A 21,576-nucleotide genomic window follows, 5' to 3' on the forward strand; every position below is an offset into this window, starting at 1 on the left:
GCCGTTTCCAGAGGAAGTACGTAAGGTGTGAATTTGATGCTTGAGATGATGCTTCACAGCATTAAAGACGGCGCTATATGTAACGCCACACTTGCGGTTAACCAAGTGATTGGAGCGACACACGGGGTTCGAACCCGTGACCTCAACCTTGGCAAGGTTGCGCTCTACCAGCTGAGCTAGTGTCGCTTATACCGAATTGTTATTTGGAGCGACATACGAGGTTCGAACTCGTGACCTCAACCTTGGCAAGGTTGCGCTCTACCAGCTGAGCTAATGTCGCATTGCCGATGCGTAACATCGAATTTTAAATTGGAGCGACACACGAGGTTCGAACTCGTGACCTCAACCTTGGCAAGGTTGCGCTCTACCAGCTGAGCTAGTGTCGCTTAGATCGACCTGATCACTATCAGATCGATATTTAATTTGGAGCGACATACGAGGTTCGAACTCGTGACCTCAACCTTGGCAAGGTTGCGCTCTACCAGCTGAGCTAATGTCGCTTTCAACAGACGATTCACGTCGTTAGGGCTGCGAATTATACGAAGAAAAAACCGGGTTGCAAGTGCTGATAAGCAAAATTATGATTTTTTCTTTTGATCGCTCAAAAGAGCAACAGATCGACGAAAAGAAAATCAGATCGTCAGGATCCTTTCGCGATAGAACTGCAATTCTGCAATTGATTCCCGAATGTCGTCAAGGGCTAAATGGGTGCCTTTTTTAGAAAACGCATTCAGTATTTCGGGCTGCCAACGGCGCGTAAGCTCTTTCAGCGTACTGACGTCCACGGTGCGATAGTGAAAATAACGCTCCAGCTCTGGCATATGACGATAGAGAAAACGACGATCTTGGCCCACACTGTTACCACAAATCGGGGAGGCCCCCGCGGGTACCCATTGAGATAAAAATGCGATCGTTTTCTCAATAGCCGCTTGCTCACTGACTTGGCTTTGTTGCACACGCGCAACCAAACCAGACTGGGTATGCGTTTGCGTACACCAATCGTCCATTTTATCGAGTTCGCTTTGCGGCTGATGGATCGCTAATACCGGCCCTTCTGCCAGGATATTAAGCTGTGCATCGGTCACAATCGTTGCGATCTCAATGATCTTGTGGGTGTCCGGATCGAGCCCGGTCATTTCCAGATCGATCCAGATTAAATTGTTTTCACTGAACGCCATTGAACTTGCCTTTTTTATGGGTAAACCATGTATCATACTGTGCTTGATATGAAAGCCAACTTAACTGATAAGAGTCAACGTGGCAAAAAAGAAAAAGCTTACTAAAGGCCAATTGCGGCGGGTTCGATCGAACCAGCAACGTCGGATCAAACAGCATGATAACGACATCCAATGGGAAGATGCTGCCCTTGAGTCTTCTCGTGAAGGCCGAGTGATCACGCGATTTGGGCAACATGCCGACATTGAAGATCCGCAAACAGGGAAAATACACCGGTGCAATCTTCGTCGTTCCGTCGGTAGCCTGGTAACAGGTGATCGCGTCATTTGGCGCCCAGGCAAAGAAGCACTCGAGGGATTTGCCGGCGTGGTTGAAGCGGTACATGATCGCATGTCGGTTCTAACACGGCCAGATTACTATGACGGCGTTAAACCCGTTGCCGCCAATATCGATCAAGTGGTGATCGTGGCCGCGATCTTACCCGAGCTGTCGCTCAATATTATCGACCGTTACTTAATTGCGTGTGAAGTACTCAATATCGCCCCGCTCATTGTGGTCAATAAAGTCGACCTGCTGGATGATGACGGCCGAGAAATGGTCGAGACGCTGCTCGATATCTATCGAGATATTGGCTATCCCTTGGTGATGGTGAGCGCCGATTCTGGTGAGGGCATGTCGACACTGGTTGAACAATTGGATCAACATGTCAGTGTGTTCGTGGGACAATCAGGCGTGGGTAAATCAAGCTTGGTCAATACCTTGTTACCCGATGTGCATGCGCAAACGCATCAGGTATCAGAAAACTCAGGTCTGGGGCAGCACACCACGACCGCGGCACGCTTGTATCATTTCGCCCAAGGGGGCGATCTCATTGACTCGCCTGGCGTGCGCGAGTTCGGTTTATGGCACCTTGAGCCGGAACAAATCGCCCATGGGTTTGTCGAATTTCGTGAGTATTTAGGTGGGTGCAAATTCCGCGACTGCAAACATGGCGACGACCCAGGTTGCCTGCTTCGTCAGGCGGTCAAAGATGGCCATATTAGTGTCGAACGCTTTGACAGCTACCACCGCATTATTGAAAGCATGAAAGAAGCAAAAGATAACCGACAGTTCTCACGAAATAAGCAACTGTGAGCCGCTGTCACTACACGTATTGATTCGCTACACTGCGTGCCAATCCATAGCACGCATTGAGCGTAATTAACATTCAATAACTTGTCAGGACGAAACTGTGCGAGACGATTTAAAAGTCGGGCTGCAATACCTTGCGCCGAAACACGCTCTTACCCGAGTCATGGGCAAATTGGCTAGCTTAAAAGGCGGCTGGTTCACAACCTCGGTGATTAAGTGGTTTATTAAGCAGTATCACGTCGATATGGGCGAAGCAAAGGTCAGTGATCCTGGCTACTATCGTACCTTTAATGATTTTTTTGTCCGTGAACTAAAACCTGCGTTACGTCCCATCGAAGGCGATAATGATACCTTGGTTTTTCCTGCCGATGCCTGCGTCAGTCAAGCGGGACGCATCGAGCAGGGGCAATTAATCCAAGCCAAAGGCCACTACTTTTCATTAACCGAATTAATCGGCGGCGATGCAGCACTCGCCAGCCAATTTGATGAGGGAGCGTTCGCCACCTTATATCTCTCACCGCGTGATTATCACCGCGTCCATATGCCATGCGACGGGGTACTGCGCGAGATGATCTATATTCCTGGCGATCTCTTTTCAGTCAACCCGGTAACAGCAGAAAACGTTCCCAACCTGTTCGCGCGCAATGAGCGTGTTGTCTGTCTCTTTGAAACAGATTTCGGCCCCATGGCGCAAATTTTAGTGGGGGCGACCATTGTCGGTAGCATTGAAACCACGTGGGCGGGCACGGTGACACCGCCAACTGGCGGCAGCATTCGTCGTTGGCAATACCCGACCGAGGGCGAGCAAGCGATTCACTTTGTCCAAGGTGATGAGATGGGCCGATTCAAGCTGGGCTCAACCGTGATTAACCTCTTTCCAAACGGTGCCCTGCACTTCGACGACCAAGTTACCCCTGGCGCACCTACGCAAATGGGGCAGCCCTACGCGCATCGGCAGGCGTAATCGAAAAAATTGTGAGATAAGGGGCATTTATGCCCCTTTTTTGTGTCGAAATTCGGAGATTTTTCCCGTTAATCAACAGGCAAGGTCCGTATTATTGGAGGTATTCTGTTAGCAATAAAGCGCTTGCCAATCCAACTGTAAGGCATGACGCGGTCGCCCACCAATGACGAAGGAGCGTATTTGTGGTTAATGCTCGTTTTATCAAGCTACTTGTCGCACTCGGCTTCCCCTTATTATTACTGCTCATCCCCACTGATTGGTTGCCTATTGCCGATCTTACGATTATTCAGCACCGCTTATTAGCCATCTTTTTAATGGCCGCGTTATTGTGGGTGCTTGAGCCCGTTCCCGTTTTTTCTACGTCTTTGCTCATCATCACCCTGCAACTGATCATGATTTCAGACAAAGGCTTGCACTGGTTTCGTGGCATAACGCCTCATCATCCGCGTGGCGAGTTAATTCCTTACACCGATATATTAAGTGCCTTTTCATCGCCTATTATCATCCTGTTTATGGGTGGGTTTTCGTTGGCTATCGCGGCGTCTAAATATCAGCTCGACATTAACCTTGCCCGCGTGTTACTCAAACCTTTCGGCCAACACCCCAAGTTCATTATGCTGGGGCTGATGTTGATCACGGCGGTATTTTCAATGTTTATGTCCAATACCGCGACAACTGTCATGATGTTGGCCCTATTAGCGCCCATTATCAGTGTGCTACCCAAAGGCGATCCGTTAATTAAAGCGATGGTGCTTTGCATTCCGGTCGCCGCGAATACCGGAGGAATCGCTACCCCTATCGGCACACCGCCAAACGCGATCGCGCTACAGTATTTAACCGGCGAATATCAAGTCTCCTTTTTAGACTGGATGAAGATGGGGCTCCCCTTCGTGATCGTCCAACTCAGTTTTGCTTGGTGGCTGTTACAACGCCTCTTTCGCAGTCAACACACTCGAGTGGAGCTTGCGTTAGAAGGCCGTTTTTTACAAAGCTGGCAAGCCTATACCGTTTATATTACCTTTGCGCTGACCATTGTTCTGTGGCTCACCACAGGCGCTCATGGCATGAATACGTATGTCGTCGCGGTGATCCCTCTGGCTATTTTTACCCTGACAGGGATCATTGGTAAGCCAGAGCTTAAGCAAATTAACTGGGATGTGCTTTGGCTGGTCGCCGGCGGGATTGCAATGGGGATCGCACTGGATCAAACCGGTCTCGCCGCAGCCCTCGCCCATGCAGTGGATTACAGCTTGCTCACTGCCATGACCGTTTTAATTACCTTATCGGTGATTTGCTGGCTGATGGCTAATTTTATGTCCAATACAGCGACCGCAAACTTGTTAATGCCGATTGCGGCGGCGATTGCCTCTTCCATGCCAGCGTTAGCAAGCATTGGCGGCATGCAAGGCTTGCTCATTGTTGTCGCTTTTTCCGCCTCTCTCGGCATGATTTTACCGGTATCGACCCCTCCCAACTCGCTCGCTTACTCCACGGGGTTTATCAGTAGTCAAGATCTGGTCAAAGTCGGCCTTATTCTCGGGGTTAGTGGTTTGATGCTGGTTTATGGCGGGGTTGTCTTATTAACCTGACAGGCGTTTCATCGATGAGACAAAAAACCGATAAGTCGTTTCCATTTTACATAAGTGTCTATTTTTTATTGGTTAAAAATGGGATAACACGAGTGATGCAGGCGTTAGCGAGCTTGAGAGGAAAACTTTTTTTTAATTCTATCCCCTCCCAGGCTCAAGCTTTCTACAATTAAGCAGATACTCAATAAGAAAGTGTCGTCATAGTGTGGTAGTACGAGGGATCTTTAATGAAATTTACCATCAAGACCAAAATATTACTTGCGGTTGCTTTGGTCGTCGCCTTAGTCAGTGCAGTACAGGCATGGTTTTCAGTCAATCAACTTGAAGCAGAAACCGAACAAAGCGTCACCGCTCAAATGAGAGATGTGGGGCTATCAACGAGCAACTTTATCGAAGAATGGCTCGACATCCGCAGCAAAATGCTCGTCGCGAATGTGCCTTTGATTGCTAGCCAACCGAATGTTGATCGCGAATTATTACTGACCAAACGCCAGGGTGATTTTCTTACCGTCTATGCCGGCTTTGCTGATGGAACCATCGCCTATGGTGATAAAACCGAAAGCTGGCCAACCGACTATGACCCTCGTTCACGTCCTTGGTATAAGCAAGCCAATGCGGCAAACGATTTAATTATTACGCCTCCTTATGTCGATGCCAATGGCGCTGGCATGGTCATCAGCTTTGCTAAAGCATTTAATCAACAGTTCGAAGGGGTTATTGCTGCTGACTTATCTGTCGACGCCATTGTCAAAGAGGTGCTTAACGTACGCCTACCCAACGAAGGCTTCGCGTTTTTGGTTGATAGCAACAATAAGGTGGTCGCCTATCGCGATACCGCGCTGAGTGGAAAAGCTTTAACGCAGGTCGACGATGAGCTCACACCAGCCTTCATCCAAAATGCACGAAACAGCCAAGCACTGGGCACCGTGACGTTCGATGGCGATGGCCGCGAAAAACTCATTGCGGTCACAAAAGTGGAAGGCGCTAACTGGAGTCTAGGGGTGGTTCAAGACAAACAACTGGCGTTTGCCTCCGTTTCCGAGCAAATAGTCTCCACGTTGGTCACGTCGGTGATTTTGTTTGTCGTTATCGCTTTTATTGCCGGCTTCCTCATTCACCGTATGCTGGCCCCGCTGACTCAGCTGACGCACGCAGTAAGTTCCTTATCGCAAGGCAATGGCGATCTTACTCAGCGTCTTGATATTGTGCGCCACGATGAAATCGGTGAGTTAGCCGGACACGTCAATGCGTTTTTAGCGCAATTGCAAGCCATGATTGGTCGAAGCGTCACCCAAAGTGTGGGATTGTCTGAACGCGCGGACCAATGTCGAAATCTTGCGCATCAGTCGACCGGTTTGGTCGGACAACAGCAAGGTGATGTCGATCAAATCGCGACCGCCATTCACCAAATGTCAGCCACTGCCAATGAAGTGGCCAGCAATGCCGAACAAACCGCTCGTTCAGCCCAAGAAGCAGAAAGTTCATGCCGAGATGGCTTAGAGGTCGTGGAAAGTAACCGTGACGCGATCACACAGTTGGCAGAACAGGTCGAACAAGCCACCAATGTGATTCGAGAGCTAGACACAAACTCGCAAAGCATTAATCAAATCATTTCCACCATCCAAGGGATTGCCGAGCAAACGAACCTACTGGCGCTTAACGCCGCGATCGAGGCTGCGCGTGCTGGTGAGCAAGGCCGAGGGTTTGCGGTGGTCGCTGACGAGGTACGTGTACTGAGTCAACGCACGCACGACTCCACCGAAGAAATCCGCAATATGATAGAAACGCTGCAGAACACGACACAACGTGCGGTGGATGGCATGACCCAAAGTAACGAAATGGCAACCTCCAGTGTCGATCGCGCCGCCTCAGCCAGTGATAAACTCAATCAAATCACACGCGCGATTGGCGATATCTCCGAAATGGCGGCACAAATTGCCAGCGCGGCTGAAGAGCAACGTGCCGTCACTGAAGATATCAATCGCAATACCCAAGCGGTGCGCGATTTATCACTGGAGCTTCATCAAAAATCGAACGAAACGGGGGAGCAAGGCGAGCAAATGGCGCAAGACGCGCAGGCGATGCACAGTGACTTGTCTAAATTTAAAGTCTAACGCGTCAACGATATGAACACGGCGATGCAACCAGGCTGCCTATACCAGTAGGCAGCCTCTCTATTGGCAGAAAGATCACAAATTCTGCGTTCAACGATTCCTTGTCCTCACTTATCAACGCGATTTGCCTCATTGATCTAACTTTGCTGTAAGCCTTGCGTATACACTCAAAGATATTTTTTAATGAGATGGAAATGTGTCTATGCCCAAGCCGACAATTAAGCTGAAAATTATTGTGGCTATTGCCTTTATCGTCGCGCTGGTCAGTGCGGTGCTTGCCAGCATTTCTGTGCGTCAGCTCCAAACTGAAACCACCACCAGCATTACCAAACAAATGCATGATGTCGGTGATGCTACCACTCAGTTCATTGATAGCTGGTTAAGTACGCGTGCCGATATGCTTCTGGCCAATGAGACGCTGATTGCGAATAACGTCAATGTCGATCGTGAACTGCTAGTGACGAAGCGTGCGGGACACTTTTTATCCGTTTATGCTGGGTTTAGCGATGGACGCATTGCTTATGGTGATAAAAGTGAAGACTGGCCAGCGGATTACGATCCGCGCACACGGCCCTGGTACCAGAGTGCGAGTGGAGTCAATGAACTTATTATTACTGAGCCCTATCAGGATTTTGACGGTAGCCTAGTGGTCAGTTTAGCCAAGGCCTTTAATGGCCAATACCAAGGTGTGATCGCCGCCGATGTCACCGTGACTGATATCGTCGAGCAGGTGCTCAATTTGAAGCTCAGTAATGGCTTTGCCTTTTTGGTCGACGGTGAAAATCGCCTCGTCGCGTATCGTGATACGGACTTAAGTCGCCAACCGCTCACCGATCTGGATGACGAGCTGACTCGCAACTTTATGGCCAATGCCAGTGCGCAACGCCAACTCACCACCTTTGAGCTCAACGGCAAAGAAAAACTGCTTGCTGCAATAACCGTCCCCAACACCGATTGGACGCTGGGTATTGTCGAAGATAAAGCGCAAGCTTACGCCTCCGTATCAGAGCAAATTACTTTTGTGGTGATCGCCTCTGTCATTCTTTTTGTCGTGATTGCCTTTATCGCCGGGGCCCTGATTAAACAATTACTCAAGCCGTTGGGTGAATTAACCGCGGCGGTGCGGACGCTCTCTGCCGGTGAAGGTGATCTGACCCAAAGGATCAACATAGCCCGTCGCGATGAAATTGGTGAATTGGCCGAGTACGTTAACGCCTTCCTTGCACAACTTCAGCAAATGGTCGGTAAAGCGGTCAATCAAAGTATGACATTGTCGCAAAGCGCCGAGGAATGCCGAACCCATGCGTTACAATCGAGTCAATTAGTCGACAAGCAGCAAAACGATGTCGACCAAATTGCTACCGCGATCCATGAGATGTCAACCACCGCCAACGAAGTGGCCAGCCATGCCGAGGATACCGCCACTTCGGCGCAACAAGCGGAGCAATCATGCCAAGAAGGGTTAAGTGTGGTGGGTGACAACCGCGACGCCATCACCCAATTGGCTCAGCAAGTCGAGCGCGCCACCAATGTGATCCGTGAACTGGATGAAAACGCGCAGAGTATTAACCAAATTATTGCGACCATACAAGGGGTGGCGGAACAAACCAACCTGTTGGCATTGAATGCGGCGATAGAAGCGGCACGCGCGGGTGAACAAGGGCGCGGCTTTGCGGTAGTCGCCGATGAAGTACGGGTATTAAGCCAACGGACACACGACTCTACCGAAGAAATTCGCAATATGATTGAGACTCTACAGCACACGACGCAACGGGCCGTGGATGATATGACCCAAAGTAATGAGATGGCGACATCAAGCGTTGATCGTGCTGAAGCTGCGAGTGAGCGTCTCAACCAAATCACCACTGCGATTGGGCGGATTTCAGAAATGGCGATTCAAATTGCCAGCGCCGCAGAAGAGCAGCGCGCGGTCACCGACGATATTAATCGCAATACCCAAGCGGTAAAAGATCTCTCCTACGAGATCCATCAACAAGCGAGCGCCACAGGCGACCAAGGTGACAGCATGGCGCAGGCGGCTCAAGACATGCATCAAGACTTATCTAAATTTAAAGTCTAAACCGGTCCCTGCCCTAAACGCCGTCTTCGGGCGGCGTTTTTATCGGTGCGGCCTTGTTAAGCGCGCGAAACAGGAAACGCGGTCACCGCATCAATATGGTCACACCCCAAAGCCAGCATGACTAAGCGGTCAACACCCAGCGCCACGCCCGCACAATCGGGTAAGCCTGCCTCTAATGCGGCGAGCAAGTGCGTATCGATAGGTTGTGGCACTAATCCTCGTGCAATCCGCGCTTGGTTATCCGCCTCAAACCGCCGACGCTGTTCGCAAGCGTCTTGCAACTCATAAAAACCATTTGCCAGCTCAATCCCTTGGTAATACACCTCAAACCGATGTGCGACGCGCGCGTCTGCTTCGCTGATTTTTGCCAGCGCGGCTTGTGATGCAGGAAAGTCATAAACAAAAACAGGCGCCTGTAAGCCAATATTGGGCTCCACCATCACCGAGAAAAGCAGTTGCAACAAGGTATCTTTATCTGTCTCATCTTGGGTGATATCGGCCAATCCCTGGGTGGCCGCAAGTGCGCGCAGCTGAGGAATATCCGCGCGTAATGGACAAAGTCCAGTGCATGATTGAAAAGCCGCTTGATAGCTCATTCGCGTCGCACCTTGGCACCTGAGTACCACTTGCAACAGCGCATCCATTTCATCCATCAACTGGTGGTGATCAAAACCAGGGCGATACCATTCGAGCATGGTAAATTCCGGATTGTGGTAACGGCCAGCTTCTTCGTTACGAAACGCTTTACTGATTTGGTAAATCGGTCCGCTCCCCGCGGCCAATAACCGCTTCATATGAAACTCAGGGCTGGTCATTAAGTGCAACGACACGCCGTCAGCGAAACCAGGCCCAACCAAAGACGTTGTAAAGCTATGTAGGTGCACATCGGTGACCGCCGCTTGGCTAAGTGCTGGCGTATCCACTTCCCATACGCCACGGTCAGCAAAAAATTGCCGAAGACGTGCCATGATATCGGCTCGCTTTTTCAGTTGCTCTAGCGACGCAGTTGGTGGCCATTGCGTGGTTAAGGTCATAAAAAATTCTCTGTTCGCACCATGGCGCCAGTCTATCGCCAGCGAGCAAAATAACAAGCGCCTTCCTGCTTGCTTGTTACGCAATATTGGCGTGTCACATGGCGCATTTCTATTGCAAGTCTTGCGCGCTTTTTCAACGCTATCGCACACTTACCGATTCATCTCACACTTTTATGCAATTTAACACCCATGCCCGCAAAATCGCGGCAATTCCCCGACTGAGTCAATTTTTACGCAGACGAGATTGCCTACTATGACAGCACAACAATAAACAAGCCAAGCACTGGCTTTCCCTATAACACTGGAGGATGAACGTGCGGACTCTCACTACAGATATTGCAGTTATCGGCGCCGGTGGCGCTGGACTGCGCACCGCTATTGCGGCTGCAGAGGCCGATCCCTCTCTTAATATTGCATTGGTGTCTAAGGTCTACCCGATGCGCTCACACACTGTGGCAGCCGAAGGTGGCTCAGCGGCCGTCATCAAGGACGAGGACAGCTTAGACAATCATTTTAATGATACCGTCAGCGGCGGCGATTGGTTATGTGAGCAAGACGTTGTCGACTACTTTGTTAAAAATTGCGCCCATGAAATGGTGCAATTGGAGCAATGGGGGTGCCCTTGGAGCCGTAAAGACGACGGCAGCATTAATGTGCGTCGATTCGGCGGTATGAAAGTGGAGCGGACGTGGTTCGCTGCCGATAAAACCGGCTTTCACATGTTGCATACTTTATTCCAAACCTCGGTCAAATACCCACAAATCCAGCGCCTAGACGAATATTTTGTTGTCGATTTGATTATCGATGAGGGGCAGGTACAGGGGTTGATTGCCTTACACATGGCAGAAGGCGAGCTGGTCTGTATCAAAGCCAAGTCGGTCGTATTGGCAACCGGGGGGGCCGGCCGAGTATATAGCTGTAACACCAATGGTGGCATTGTCACCGGTGATGGCATGGCCATGGCGTATCGTCACGGGATTCCACTACGCGATATGGAATTTGTGCAATATCATCCAACCGGATTGCCGGGGACAGGTATCTTAATGACCGAAGGCTGCCGAGGTGAAGGCGGCATTATTGTCAACAAAGACGGTTATCGTTACTTGCAAGATTACGGTATGGGCCCAGAAACGCCGGTCGGTCAACCGAAGAATAAATACATGGAGCTTGGCCCGCGCGATAAAGTCTCTCAGGCTTTTTGGCACGAGCAACAAAAAGGCAACACCATCAAGCACACACTCGGTGATGTGGTGCATCTCGACTTGCGCCACCTGGGTGAAGACTATATTCAAGAGCGCCTACCCTTTATCTGTGAGCTGGCGAAAGCCTATGTCAATGTTGACCCAGCCAAAGAGCCGATCCCTATCCGCCCAACGGTGCATTACACCATGGGAGGGATCGAAACCGACGCGCAAACGGAAACACGTGTTAAAGGCCTATTTGCAGTCGGTGAGTGCTCTTCTGTTGGCTTACACGGCGCCAATCGTCTTGGTTCAAACTCGCTCGCCGAGCTTGCTGTCTTCGGTCGTTTAGCCGGTGAGGGCGCTGCCAAGCGTGCTAGCAGTTTCACAGATTGGAACCAAGCGGCCATCGACGCTCAAATTCAAGACGTGAAAGCGCACATTGATCAGTTGCTCTCTAATCAAGGAGAAGAAAACTGGGCGGATATTCGTCGCGAGCTCGGTGAAACCATGGAAGCGGGTTGTGGTATTTATCGTCGAGAAGACTTAATGCAGGCCACGATTGATAAAATTGCCGAACTGAAAGCTCGCTACCAAAATATCAGCATTCAAGATAAAGGCAGTGTGTTTAATACCGACCTGCTGTACGCCATTGAAGTAGGCTATGGCCTAGAAGTCGCCGAAGCCATGGCACATTCCGCGATACAGCGTAAAGAGTCACGCGGCGCACACCAACGTCTTGATGAAGGCTGCACCAGCCGTGATGATGAAAACTATCTCAAGCATACTTTGGCGTTCTATCAAGCAGAGCATGGCCCTCGCATCGACTATGGCGATGTCAAAATAACCAAGTCACAACCTCAAGCACGACTGTATGGTGATGCGGCAGAGCAAGCGAATCGTGACAGCGCCGACCAACAAGAGGAGCACGCAAAATGACGCAAGCTACCTATCAGGTCTCAGTGCTCAGGTATGATCCCGCAACGGATGAGGCCCCCTACACGCAAGACTTCGTGGTCACCGGTGACGAAACCATGTCGGTTCTGGATGCGCTGGGTTATATCAAGGATAACCTGGATAAGTCACTGTCTTATCGCTGGTCTTGTCGCATGGCCATTTGTGGCTCGTGTGGCATGATGGTTGATGGCGTGCCAAAGCTAGCCTGTAAAGCGTTTTTACGTGATTACCCCAAAGGGGTACTGATTGAGCCTTTGGCTAACTTTGCGATCGAAAAAGATCTGGTGGTGGATATGACACCATTTATTGAACGTCTTGAAGCGATCAAACCGTATATTTTAGGTAATGACCGCCGCCCCGAAGACGGGCCTAATACGCAAACGCCTGAACAAATGGCGCGCTACAAGCAGTTCGCAGCCTGTATTAATTGCGGTCTTTGTTACGCGGCGTGTCCGCAATTTGGCCTCAACCCTGACTTTTTAGGTCCCGCCGCCATTACACTTGCGCATCGTTATAACCTGGACAGTCGCGACGGTGGTCAACACGAGCGTATGCCACTGATTAATAGTGATAACGGCGCCTGGGGGTGTACGTTTGTTGGCTATTGCTCACAAGTGTGCCCTAAAGGGGTCGATCCTGCTGGTGCGGTTAACCAAGGAAAAGTGGCCTCCACGCAAGATATGGTGATCGCCATGTTTAATCCCAATAAAGAAGGGAAGGAGGTAACAGGATGAGTAACCGTAAACCTTATGTACGGCCTATGCCTCGTACTTGGTGGCTGCACCACCCGTTTTATCGCTTCTACATGCTACGAGAAGCAACTGTGCTGCCTTTAGTCTTCTTTACTCTCAGCCTAACCGCGGGATTAATTTGCTTGGTACAAGGCCCACAGGCTTGGCAGGGATGGCTTGACTATATGGCCCATCCAGTTGTGGTGTTACTCAATCTGGTCGCGTTAATCGCCAGCTTGTTCCACGCCACGACGTTTTTCAGCATGATGCCACAAGTCATGCCAATTCGAATCAAAGGGAAGCTATTGGATAGTAAATGGGTGATTGGCGCACAATGGGGCGCTGTGGCTGTAGTATCACTGATCGCCTTGGTGCTCATTTAGGAGGTGTTATGATCGATCCCAAACCAAAACGTTCCGATGAGCCAATTTGGTGGAGTTTATTTGGTGCTGGGGGGACTTGGTTCGCCATGTTCACCCCTATTACCGTGCTGATTTTAGGGATCTTAGTGCCGCTTGGTATTATTGATCCCAGCGCACTCAGCTATGACCGTGTCATGATGTTTGCCGAACATTGGCTGGGCAAGTTACTTATCCTCGCCACCTTAGCACTACCCATGTGGCATGCGATGCACCGCATTCACCATGGCCTGCACGACCTTAAGCTGCATATCGGCTTGGCAGGCAAAGTTGTCTGTTATGCGATTGCATTTACGGTCAGTGTCGTCGCCGCGCTTTTAGTATTGATGATCTAGCGTGTGCTAAAAGCAATAAAACAAAAAGCCCTGGTGAATCACACTCAGGGCTTTTTATTGTCGGTCATTATTTTACGCGTCCAACATACTCGCCAGAGCGCGTATCGACTTTGAGTACTTCACCGATTTGAATAAATAAAGGCACTCGTACAACCGCACCTGTGGTCAATGTTGCCGGCTTACCGCCTGTGCCTTGGGTATCCCCTTTTAGGCCAGGATCCGTTTCCGTCACTTCTAGTTCAACGAAATTAGGCGGTGTGACCACAATCGGATCGCCATTCCAAAGGGTAAGCGTACAGCTGTTGTTTTCAACCAACCATTTAACATTCTCACCGACGGCACTTTCATTGGCCGCAATTTGTTCAAAGGTTTCGTTGTTCATAAAGTGGAAGAATTCACCATCGGTATAAAGGTAATCCATATCCACTTCAATCACATCGGCCGCTTCAACTGTATCACCGGATTTAAAAGTCTTTTCCAAGACTTTGCCAGAGATCAGCTTACGCAGTTTGACCCGGTTAAAGGCTTGGCCTTTACCTGGTTTCACAAATTCATTTTCGGTAATGACACACGGCTCATTATCGAGCATAATTTTCATGCCGCCGCGGAATTCATTGGTGCTGAAAGACGCCATCTTGATCCTCTTAACATCTTCGAGTTTTCACAAATGTCGCACATCATAACCCGAATCCAGCCTGCTGTTGAGCGAAACTGGATCAAAGAACTCGCAGAGGCGATCACAGATCCCAGTGAATTGCTGCAACTGCTTGAAATTTCACCTGAGGAATGGACGTCCGGTTTTGCCGCGCGCCGCTTGTTTTCACAACGCGTTCCTCGCAGTTTTGTTGCCCGAATGGAAAAAGGCAATCCGAACGACCCGCTGCTTAAGCAAGTGTTACCTATCGCGCAGGAGTTTAATGAGGTAGAGGGCTTCAGCGCTGATCCGCTTGAAGAGCAAGATAATGCGATTCCTGGGTTATTGCATAAATACCACAACCGCGTATTACTGATCGTTAAAGGAGGCTGCGCGATAAATTGCCGCTATTGCTTCCGTCGCCATTTTCCTTATCAGGATAACAAGGGCAGCAAACGCGTATGGCAAGGTGCATTGGATTATATCGCTGCACATCATGAAATTGACGAAGTGATCTTATCCGGCGGCGATCCCCTGATGGCCAAAGATGAGGAGCTCGATTGGCTTATCAGCGCCATTGAGCCGATGAATCATGTGAAACGGCTACGCATTCACTCTCGTCTGCCGGTGGTGATCCCTGCGCGTATCACCTCTGCGCTTACTGAACGTTTGTCTCGCTCACGCCTGCAAGTGGTGATGGTTACTCACATCAATCATGCCAATGAGATAGATACCGAGTTAAGCGATAAGCTCCACACATTGCGACAAGCGGGAATTACGCTGCTCAATCAAAGCGTGCTGCTAAAAGGGGTGAATGACAGTGCGGATGCGTTGGTGGCACTGAGTCAACGACTATTTGATGCCGGCGTTTTACCTTACTACCTGCATGTATTGGATAAAGTCCAAGGCGCCGCTCACTTTTTAGTCTCAGACGATGAAGCGCGCGCCTTAATGCAGGAGATTATCGAGCAGCTCTCCGGCTATTTAGTCCCTCGACTGACTCGGGAAACCGGTGGCCGAGCAAGTAAAACGCCGCTGGATCTACATTTAGAGTGAATAATCAGTAACCCATTCAATATAAGCTGTTGATTTATTTTTAATTCCATGGCTTATTAGAAAGGCAAGCTCACCATAAGGATGTGTTATGTCTCTGATTATTCGTCAATACCACGCCGACGACATTCCGGCGATACGTGATATCTATGCGCAACCCAAAACCCAAGCGGGCACCTTGCAATTGCCGATGCCGAGCCTTGCCATGTGGGAAAAGCGACTTAATCAGGTACCTGATGGCGTATACCCATTGGTTGCCGAACTAGAGGGAAAAGTGGTCGGTAATCTCGGCTTCGTCATTGCCGCGAATCCTCGCCGTCGCCACGTTGCAGATATTGGCATGGGCGTTCATGATGCCTATCAAGGCCGCGGCATAGGCAGTGCGCTCATGGAAAAAGCGATCGATTTAGCCGAAAACTGGCTGAACGTATCACGGATAGAGCTAACCGTTTACACGGATAACGCGGCTGCGATCCACCTCTATCAAAAATTTGGCTTTGAAATTGAAGGCACCGCCAAACAGTTTGCGTTCCGTAACGGCGAGTTTGTTAATGCCTATTATATGGCTCGTACCCGCTAATCAAGCCACTCTGGCTGGCAGTCAGGTTTAGCATAACTCAGACGACCAACACGGCTGGAGGTGTGGTAGCAATCTAATCCGCTCAAGGCAACGGTGCCTGCTTGCTCGATGTCGACAAAACCATCCTCACTGACACAACTGTCTGGCACGTGCGCTTCGATTATTTCCCCCACTAACAAGTGAGTACCATTGATCGCCATCGTATGCTCTTCACGGAGAACAAGACCAAGGCGGATCGCGGCTTCTTGTACAAAAGGCGCACCAAACTTTTCACGCCATAAAGGCGTCAAACCAACCTGATCAAATTCAGAGATATCGTGAGGGTAACGCGCTGACGTTTGATGAGCCGCCACAATCATCTCTTTTTGTACGTGATTAAGTGTATAAAACCCCGTCGCTCTAATGTTTTCCAACGTATCACGCGGCACAGTATCAGGGCGGATTATCACCCCCATTAACGCAGGGTTTGCTCCGAGATGAAACACTGAGCTCACAATACATAAATTGGTTTGTTGGTTTGTATCGCTGGTGCCCAACAAGTTGGCTGATTTAAATCCTGATAAGCTGTTCACAAAAGTCGCACGGTAGCGTTTTTCCATCGCAACGATGGCTTCTTTCTCATACACGCTCAGTGACATGGGTTTCCTTATTTAATCTGACATTGTTGGCAGCGTGCTTGGCCCGTCAAAATCGCCGAGATCCGATAACGGTGCTGGGCAAAGAAAAGATAGGCTTTGTCTGCAAACCACGCAATAACCGGCCAGCGTAACCAACTCACCCAAGCGCCTTTTCCAACCGCATCCCACGCTACATAGGTTGCATCTAAACCATACACCATTTGCCCGTCACTATCTTGTGCATGCAAAATACGATTCGCCGAGCTGGGATCAACGTTGGGAAAATCAATGGAAAAATCCGCTTGGTGGATATCAACCAATCGCAGCGCATCGTCGCCATCCCAACGCGAGAGCTTACGCATTTCTTTCACACACAAAGGACACATGCTGTCATAGAATACAGTTACCATAATGGTACCTCCCGGGGCATTAATACGCGCCGGCGGGGACACTCGATCAAAAAAAGAAAGCCCTGACCGTCAGGCCAGGGCTCTATTGGTTTTTCATCAAAGATTAAAGATACAAAAAAGCCCCGACCGTTAGGTCAGGGCTTTGTATTTCTACTTATCAAAGTCTTACACATATCTGCTTTGATGCTTAAATTTTTGCTAACTAAAGCCCAACATTAAGCTCTAATTAGATTATCTTGTTTGATGCGATGAGGATTTTGAATCGAGACGCGCAGTGTATGCCAATACATGAGCATCGCAGATATCAAAAGCATCGAGCTATCAACAAGATAAGCAATGAGAGCCTGGCGATGTCCTACTCTCACATGGGGAGACCCCACACTACCATCGGCGCTGCTTCGTTTCACTACTGNCTAATTAGATTATCTTGTTTGATGCGATGAGGATTTTGAATCGAGACGCGCAGTGTATGCCAATACATGAGCATCGCAGATATCAAAAGCATCGAGCTATCAACAAGATAAGCAATGAGAGCCTGGCGATGTCCTACTCTCACATGGGGAGACCCCACACTACCATCGGCGCTGCTTCGTTTCACTACTGAGTTCGGCATGGRRTCAGGTGGGTCCAAAGCGCTATGGTCGCCAAGCAAAATTTGGTGTGTCTTCACTTTTCAGTCAAAACACGTATCTAGAAAGCTGTTTCGTTCTCGCCACAATCAACTGGCTTTATTTYAAGTCCAACCCAAAACCTCTTGGGTGTTGTATGGTTAAGCCKCACGGGCAATTAGTACAGGTTAGCTCAACGCCTCACAGCGCTTACACACCCTGCCTATCAACGTTCTAGTCTAGAACAACCCTTTAGAGAGCTCGAAGCTCTAGGGATGACTCATCTCGGGGCCAGCTTCGCGCTTAGATGCTTTCAGCGCTTATCTGTGCCGAACTTAGCTACCGGGCAATGCGTCTGGCGACACAAGCCCTTTAGAGAGCTCGAAGCTCTAGGGATGACTCATCTCGGGGCCAGCTTCGCGCTTAGATGCTTTCAGCGCTTATCTGTGCCGAACTTAGCTACCGGGCAATGCGTCTGGCGACACAACCCGAACACCAGCGGTTCGTCCACTCCGGTCCTCTCGTACTAGGAGCAGCTCCCCTCAATCATCCAACGCCCACGGCAGATAGGGACCGAACTGTCTCACGACGTTCTAAACCCAGCTCGCGTACCACTTTAAATGGCGAACAGCCATACCCTTGGGACCGACTTCAGCCCCAGGATGTGATGAGCCGACATCGAGGTGCCAAACACCGCCGTCGATATGAACTCTTGGGCGGTATCAGCCTGTTATCCCCGGAGTACCTTTTATCCGTTGAGCGATGGCCCTTCCATTCAGAACCACCGGATCACTATGACCTACTTTCGTACCTGCTCGAGCCGTCACTCTCGCAGTTAAGCGGGCTTATGCCATTGCACTAACCTCACGATGTCCGACCGTGATTAGCCCACCTTCGTGCTCCTCCGTTACRCTTTGGGAGGAGACCGCCCCAGTCAAACTACCCACCAGGCACTGTCCTCACCCCSGATAASGGGGCTAAGTTAGAACATCAAACATACAAGGGTGGTATTTCAAGGATGGCTCCACGACAACTGGCGTCGCCGTTTCAAAGCCTCCCACCTATCCTACACATGTAGGCTCAATGTTCAGTGCCAAGCTGTAGTAAAGGTTCACGGGGTCTTTCCGTCTAGCCGCGGGTACACAGCATCTTCACTGCGATTTCAATTTCACTGAGTCTCGGGTGGAGACAGCGTGGCCATCATTACGCCATTCGTGCAGGTCGGAACTTACCCGACAAGGAATTTCGCTACCTTAGGACCGTTATAGTTACGGCCGCCGTTTACCGGGGCTTCGATCAATGGCTTCTCTTGCGATAACCACATCAATTAACCTTCCGGCACCGGGCAGGCGTCACACCGTATACGTCATCTTTCGATTTTGCACAGTGCTGTGTTTTTAATAAACAGTTGCAGCCACCTGGTATCTGCGACTGCCCATAGCTCCATCCGCAAGGGACTTCACCGTGGGCAGCGTACCTTCTCCCGAAGTTACGGTACCATTTTGCCTAGTTCCTTCACCCGAGTTCTCTCAAGCGCCTTGGTATTCTCTACCCGACCACCTGTGTCGGTTTGGAGTACGGTTCCTACTTACCTGAAGCTTAGAGGCTTTTCCCGGAAGCATGGCATCAATGACTTCACCACCTTGGTGGCTCGACATCGGGTCTCGACCGTRYGTAATCCCGGATTTGCCTAAGATTACAGCCTACACCCTTGAACCTGGACAACCATCGCCAGGCCCACCTAGCCTTCTCCGTCCCCCCATCGCAGTAAGYAGCAGTACGGGAATATTAACCCGTTTCCCATCGACTACGCCTTTCGGCCTCGCCTTAGGGGCCGACTTACCCTGCCCCGATTAACGTTGGACAGGAACCCTTGGTCTTCCGGCGAGGAGGTTTTTCACCCCCTTTATCGTTACTCATGTCAGCATTCGCACTTGTGATACCTCCAGCATGCCTCTCAGCACACCTTCAACRGCTTACACAACGCTCCCCTACCCAATATCCATAAGGACATTGCCGCAGCTTCGGTGTATCGCTTAGCCCCGTTACATCTTCCGCGCAGGCCGACTCGACCAGTGAGCTATTACGCTTTCTTTAAATGATGGCTGCTTCTAAGCCAACATCCTGGCTGTCTGAGCCTTCCCACATCGTTTCCCACTTAGCGATAACTTTGGGACCTTAGCTGGCGGTCTGGGTTGTTTCCCTCTCCACGACGGACGTTAGCACCCGCCGTGTGTCTCCCGGATAGCACTTACTGGTATTCGGAGTTTGCAAAGGGTTGGTAAGTCGGGATGACCCCCTAGCCTTAACAGTGCTCTACCCCCAGTAGTGTTCGTCCGAGGCGCTACCTAAATAGCTTTCGGGGAGAACCAGCTATCTCCGAGTTTGATTGGCCTTTCACCCCTAGCCACAGGTCATCTCCTAACTTTTCAACGTTAGTGAGTTCGGTCCTCCAGTTGATGTTACTCAACCTTCAACCTGCCCATGGCTAGATCACTCGGTTTCGGGTCTAATGCTAGCAACTAYACGCCCAGTTAAGACTCGGTTTCCCTACGGCTCCCCTATGCGGTTAACCTTGCTACTAACATTAAGTCGCTGACCCATTATACAAAAGGTACGCGGTCACCCCACWAGGAGGCTCCCACTGCTTGTACGTAGACGGTTTCAGGTTCTATTTCACTCCCCTCACAGGGGTTCTTTTCGCCTTTCCCTCACGGTACTGGTTCACTATCGGTCAGTCAGGAGTATTTAGCCTTGGAGGATGGTCCCCCCATGTTCAGACAAGATATCACGTGTCCCGTCCTACTCGTTTTCACAAATATGGCGCCGTCGGTTACGGGGCTATCACCCTTTATTGCCAGGTTTTCCAACCTGTTCACCTAACGCCAAGTCTGCTTAAGGGCTAATCCGGGGTCGCTCGCCGCTACTGCCGGAATCTCAATTGATTTCTTTTCCTTCGGGTACTTAGATGTTTCAGTTCCCCGAGTTCGCCTCTTAGCGCTATGTATTCACGCTAAGATACCTGCTTATGCAGGTGGGTTTCCCCATTCGGAYATCCCAGATTCAAATGGCTTTTACTGCCTTATCTGGGCTTTTCGCAAGTTAATACGTCCTTCATCGCCTCTGACTGCCAAGGCATCCACCGTCTACGCTTARTYACTTAACCATACAACCCCAARAGGTCTTTTTTGCTCGATCTTTCTCTTTTATGCTGCCTCTTGCTTAACTTTTGCTTGGTCACGTAACACGTTACGCTCCCGGCGNAAATGGCTTTTACTGCCTTATCTGGGCTTTTCGCAAGTTAATACGTCCTTCATCGCCTCTGACTGCCAAGGCATCCACCGTCTACGCTTAATTACTTAACCATACAACCCCAAGAGGTCTTTTTTGCTCGATCTTTCTCTTTTATGCTGCCTCTTGCTTAACTTTTGCTTGGTCACGTAACACGTTACGCTCCCGGCGRCAAAAGTCTCGCGCGCGTTGCCTAAAAAAGAAATCTACGTCGCAAAACCACTGAGWGTTGAATCATCAACCAATTAAGGTTTTGTTTTTGCCGGACTCAAATAGAAGCTTTGTCGTTATTGATTTAATAAGACAAAGTCCAAGCACACTTGATTGTGTGAGTGACATGATATGTCACTGATTGAGAACTTTACTGTCATTCTTAAAGAATGACTTGTCAGCTTTCCAGATTGTTAAAGAGCATGTCGTTTATTGCTAAATAAACCACGTTCTAAAGATTCTCAAACAAAAACCTTTAAAGCGTGGTGGGCGATACCGGGCTCGAACCAGTGACCCCCTCCTTGTAAGGGAGGTGCTCTCCCAACTGAGCTAATCGCCCATCTTTCAGACTTGGTGGAGCTAGGCGGGATCGAACCGCCGACCTCTTGCATGCCATGCAAGCGCTCTCCCAGCTGAGCTATAGCCCCGCGTCTGAGAAATGGTGGGTTGTACAGGATTCGA

The 21,576-nt window shown here is 50.0% G+C and carries 16 protein-coding genes, 6 tRNA genes and 2 rRNA genes; 11 read left to right on the forward strand and 13 right to left on the reverse strand.

Going from position 1 to position 21,576, the window contains the following annotated elements; translation table 11 throughout:
• Positions 1–110: 110 nt before the first annotated feature.
• From BZG80_RS00535 to orn, 5 genes are all read right to left on the reverse strand, one after another.
• Positions 111–186: transfer RNA gene (locus BZG80_RS00535), tRNA-Gly, on the reverse strand.
• 18 nt (positions 187–204) lie between these two features.
• A tRNA-Gly gene (locus BZG80_RS00540) sits at positions 205–280 on the reverse strand.
• A gap of 30 nt (positions 281–310) precedes the next feature.
• A tRNA-Gly gene (locus BZG80_RS00545) sits at positions 311–386 on the reverse strand.
• A gap of 38 nt (positions 387–424) precedes the next feature.
• A tRNA-Gly gene (locus BZG80_RS00550) sits at positions 425–500 on the reverse strand.
• Positions 501–632: 132 nt separating this feature from the next.
• Entirely contained in the window at positions 633–1,178 is a 546-nt protein-coding gene (gene orn / locus BZG80_RS00555; protein ID WP_077678541.1) for an oligoribonuclease, read from the reverse strand.
• Positions 1,179–1,257: 79 nt separating this feature from the next.
• Here orn and rsgA point away from each other — a divergent pair, with 79 nt between their 5' ends.
• From rsgA to BZG80_RS00580, 5 genes are all read left to right on the forward strand, one after another.
• A complete protein-coding gene (gene rsgA, locus BZG80_RS00560; RefSeq protein ID WP_077678542.1) occupies positions 1,258–2,310 on the forward strand; it encodes a small ribosomal subunit biogenesis GTPase RsgA in 1,053 nt (350 codons plus the stop codon).
• Between the two features lie 97 nt (positions 2,311–2,407).
• Positions 2,408–3,271: an archaetidylserine decarboxylase gene (gene asd, locus BZG80_RS00565; RefSeq protein ID WP_077660560.1), complete on the forward strand. Its 864-nt coding sequence runs from the start codon at positions 2,408–2,410 to the stop codon at positions 3,269–3,271.
• Between the two features lie 182 nt (positions 3,272–3,453).
• A complete protein-coding gene (locus BZG80_RS00570; RefSeq protein WP_077660561.1) occupies positions 3,454–4,860 on the forward strand; it encodes an SLC13 family permease in 1,407 nt (468 codons plus the stop codon).
• Positions 4,861–5,087: 227 nt separating this feature from the next.
• Positions 5,088–6,974, forward strand: a complete 1,887-nt coding sequence (locus tag BZG80_RS00575) for a methyl-accepting chemotaxis protein (RefSeq protein ID WP_077678543.1) — start codon at positions 5,088–5,090, stop codon at positions 6,972–6,974.
• Between the two features lie 202 nt (positions 6,975–7,176).
• On the forward strand, positions 7,177–9,054 hold the full coding sequence (locus BZG80_RS00580; protein WP_077678544.1) for a methyl-accepting chemotaxis protein: 1,878 nt from the start codon (positions 7,177–7,179) through the stop codon (positions 9,052–9,054).
• Positions 9,055–9,110: 56 nt separating this feature from the next.
• Here BZG80_RS00580 and epmA read toward each other — a convergent pair whose 3' ends face one another.
• Positions 9,111–10,088, reverse strand: a complete 978-nt coding sequence (gene epmA, locus BZG80_RS00585; protein WP_077678545.1) for an elongation factor P--(R)-beta-lysine ligase — start codon at positions 10,086–10,088, stop codon at positions 9,111–9,113.
• A 314-nt stretch (positions 10,089–10,402) separates the two neighbouring features.
• On the opposite strand from epmA, the gene frdA reads away from it, so the two are divergent.
• From frdA to frdD, 4 genes are read left to right on the forward strand one after another with little or no spacing between them, the layout of a single operon-like run.
• Complete coding sequence (gene frdA / locus BZG80_RS00590; protein WP_077660568.1) at positions 10,403–12,208, forward strand: fumarate reductase (quinol) flavoprotein subunit; 1,806 nt, start codon at positions 10,403–10,405, stop codon at positions 12,206–12,208.
• Positions 12,205–12,960: a succinate dehydrogenase/fumarate reductase iron-sulfur subunit gene (locus BZG80_RS00595; protein WP_021023465.1), complete on the forward strand. Its 756-nt coding sequence runs from the start codon at positions 12,205–12,207 to the stop codon at positions 12,958–12,960. The genes frdA and BZG80_RS00595 overlap by 4 nt, the downstream gene beginning before the upstream one ends.
• Entirely contained in the window at positions 12,957–13,340 is a 384-nt protein-coding gene (frdC, locus tag BZG80_RS00600) for a fumarate reductase subunit FrdC (protein WP_077460026.1), read from the forward strand. Before BZG80_RS00595 ends, frdC begins: the two co-directional genes overlap by 4 nt.
• 8 nt (positions 13,341–13,348) lie before the next feature.
• Positions 13,349–13,711, forward strand: a complete 363-nt coding sequence (gene frdD / locus BZG80_RS00605) for a fumarate reductase subunit FrdD (RefSeq protein WP_077460027.1) — start codon at positions 13,349–13,351, stop codon at positions 13,709–13,711.
• Positions 13,712–13,778: 67 nt separating this feature from the next.
• On the opposite strand, the gene efp is transcribed toward frdD, so the two are convergent.
• The gene (efp, locus tag BZG80_RS00610; RefSeq protein ID WP_021023462.1) at positions 13,779–14,345 is read right to left on the reverse strand and encodes an elongation factor P; all 567 of its coding nucleotides are present in this window, start codon (positions 14,343–14,345) and stop codon (positions 13,779–13,781) included.
• Positions 14,346–14,378: 33 nt separating this feature from the next.
• On the opposite strand from efp, the gene epmB reads away from it, so the two are divergent.
• Entirely contained in the window at positions 14,379–15,401 is a 1,023-nt protein-coding gene (gene epmB / locus BZG80_RS00615) for an EF-P beta-lysylation protein EpmB (RefSeq protein ID WP_077460028.1), read from the forward strand.
• Positions 15,402–15,489: 88 nt separating this feature from the next.
• Complete coding sequence (locus BZG80_RS00620; protein WP_077678546.1) at positions 15,490–15,978, forward strand: GNAT family N-acetyltransferase; 489 nt, start codon at positions 15,490–15,492, stop codon at positions 15,976–15,978.
• Here BZG80_RS00620 and BZG80_RS00625 read toward each other — a convergent pair.
• The 6 genes from BZG80_RS00625 to BZG80_RS00650 all read right to left on the reverse strand — a co-directional run bounded on the left by BZG80_RS00625 (position 15,975) and on the right by BZG80_RS00650 (position 21,542).
• A complete protein-coding gene (locus BZG80_RS00625) occupies positions 15,975–16,616 on the reverse strand; it encodes a flavin reductase family protein (RefSeq protein WP_021023460.1) in 642 nt (213 codons plus the stop codon). The two genes, BZG80_RS00620 and BZG80_RS00625, sit on opposite strands and share 4 nt — an antisense overlap.
• An 8-nt stretch (positions 16,617–16,624) precedes the next feature.
• Entirely contained in the window at positions 16,625–17,005 is a 381-nt protein-coding gene (locus BZG80_RS00630) for a thiol-disulfide oxidoreductase DCC family protein (protein ID WP_077460030.1), read from the reverse strand.
• A 533-nt stretch (positions 17,006–17,538) separates the two neighbouring features.
• Positions 17,539–17,654: ribosomal RNA gene (gene rrf / locus BZG80_RS00635) — 5S ribosomal RNA — on the reverse strand.
• A gap of 116 nt (positions 17,655–17,770) precedes the next feature.
• Positions 17,771–20,779, reverse strand: a 23S ribosomal RNA gene (locus BZG80_RS00640).
• A gap of 599 nt (positions 20,780–21,378) precedes the next feature.
• Positions 21,379–21,454, reverse strand: a tRNA-Val gene (locus BZG80_RS00645).
• Positions 21,455–21,466: 12 nt separating this feature from the next.
• Positions 21,467–21,542: transfer RNA gene (locus BZG80_RS00650), tRNA-Ala, on the reverse strand.
• Between the last annotated feature and the right edge of the window lie 34 nt (positions 21,543–21,576).

Origin of the sequence: Salinivibrio sp. MA440 (assembly GCF_001996265.1) — a bacterium.
Classification (GTDB): domain Bacteria; phylum Pseudomonadota; class Gammaproteobacteria; order Enterobacterales; family Vibrionaceae; genus Salinivibrio; species Salinivibrio costicola.

Bases quoted from the DNA above. Each gene is read 5' to 3' on its own strand.
- BZG80_RS00630 (WP_077460030.1), bottom strand. From the start codon at position 17,005: ATGGTAACTGTATTCTATGACAGCATGTGTCCTTTGTGTGTGAAAGAA.
- frdD (WP_077460027.1), top strand. From the start codon at position 13,349: ATGATCGATCCCAAACCAAAACGTTCCGATGAGCCAATTTGGTGGAGT.
- efp (WP_021023462.1), bottom strand. From the start codon at position 14,345: ATGGCGTCTTTCAGCACCAATGAATTCCGCGGCGGCATGAAAATTATG.
- frdC (WP_077460026.1), top strand. From the start codon at position 12,957: ATGAGTAACCGTAAACCTTATGTACGGCCTATGCCTCGTACTTGGTGG.
- BZG80_RS00580 (WP_077678544.1), top strand. From the start codon at position 7,177: ATGCCCAAGCCGACAATTAAGCTGAAAATTATTGTGGCTATTGCCTTT.
- epmA (WP_077678545.1), bottom strand. From the start codon at position 10,088: ATGACCTTAACCACGCAATGGCCACCAACTGCGTCGCTAGAGCAACTG.
- BZG80_RS00625 (WP_021023460.1), bottom strand. From the start codon at position 16,616: ATGTCACTGAGCGTGTATGAGAAAGAAGCCATCGTTGCGATGGAAAAA.
- BZG80_RS00595 (WP_021023465.1), top strand. From the start codon at position 12,205: ATGACGCAAGCTACCTATCAGGTCTCAGTGCTCAGGTATGATCCCGCA.
- epmB (WP_077460028.1), top strand. From the start codon at position 14,379: ATGTCGCACATCATAACCCGAATCCAGCCTGCTGTTGAGCGAAACTGG.
- BZG80_RS00620 (WP_077678546.1), top strand. From the start codon at position 15,490: ATGTCTCTGATTATTCGTCAATACCACGCCGACGACATTCCGGCGATA.
- orn (WP_077678541.1), bottom strand. From the start codon at position 1,178: ATGGCGTTCAGTGAAAACAATTTAATCTGGATCGATCTGGAAATGACC.
- BZG80_RS00575 (WP_077678543.1), top strand. From the start codon at position 5,088: ATGAAATTTACCATCAAGACCAAAATATTACTTGCGGTTGCTTTGGTC.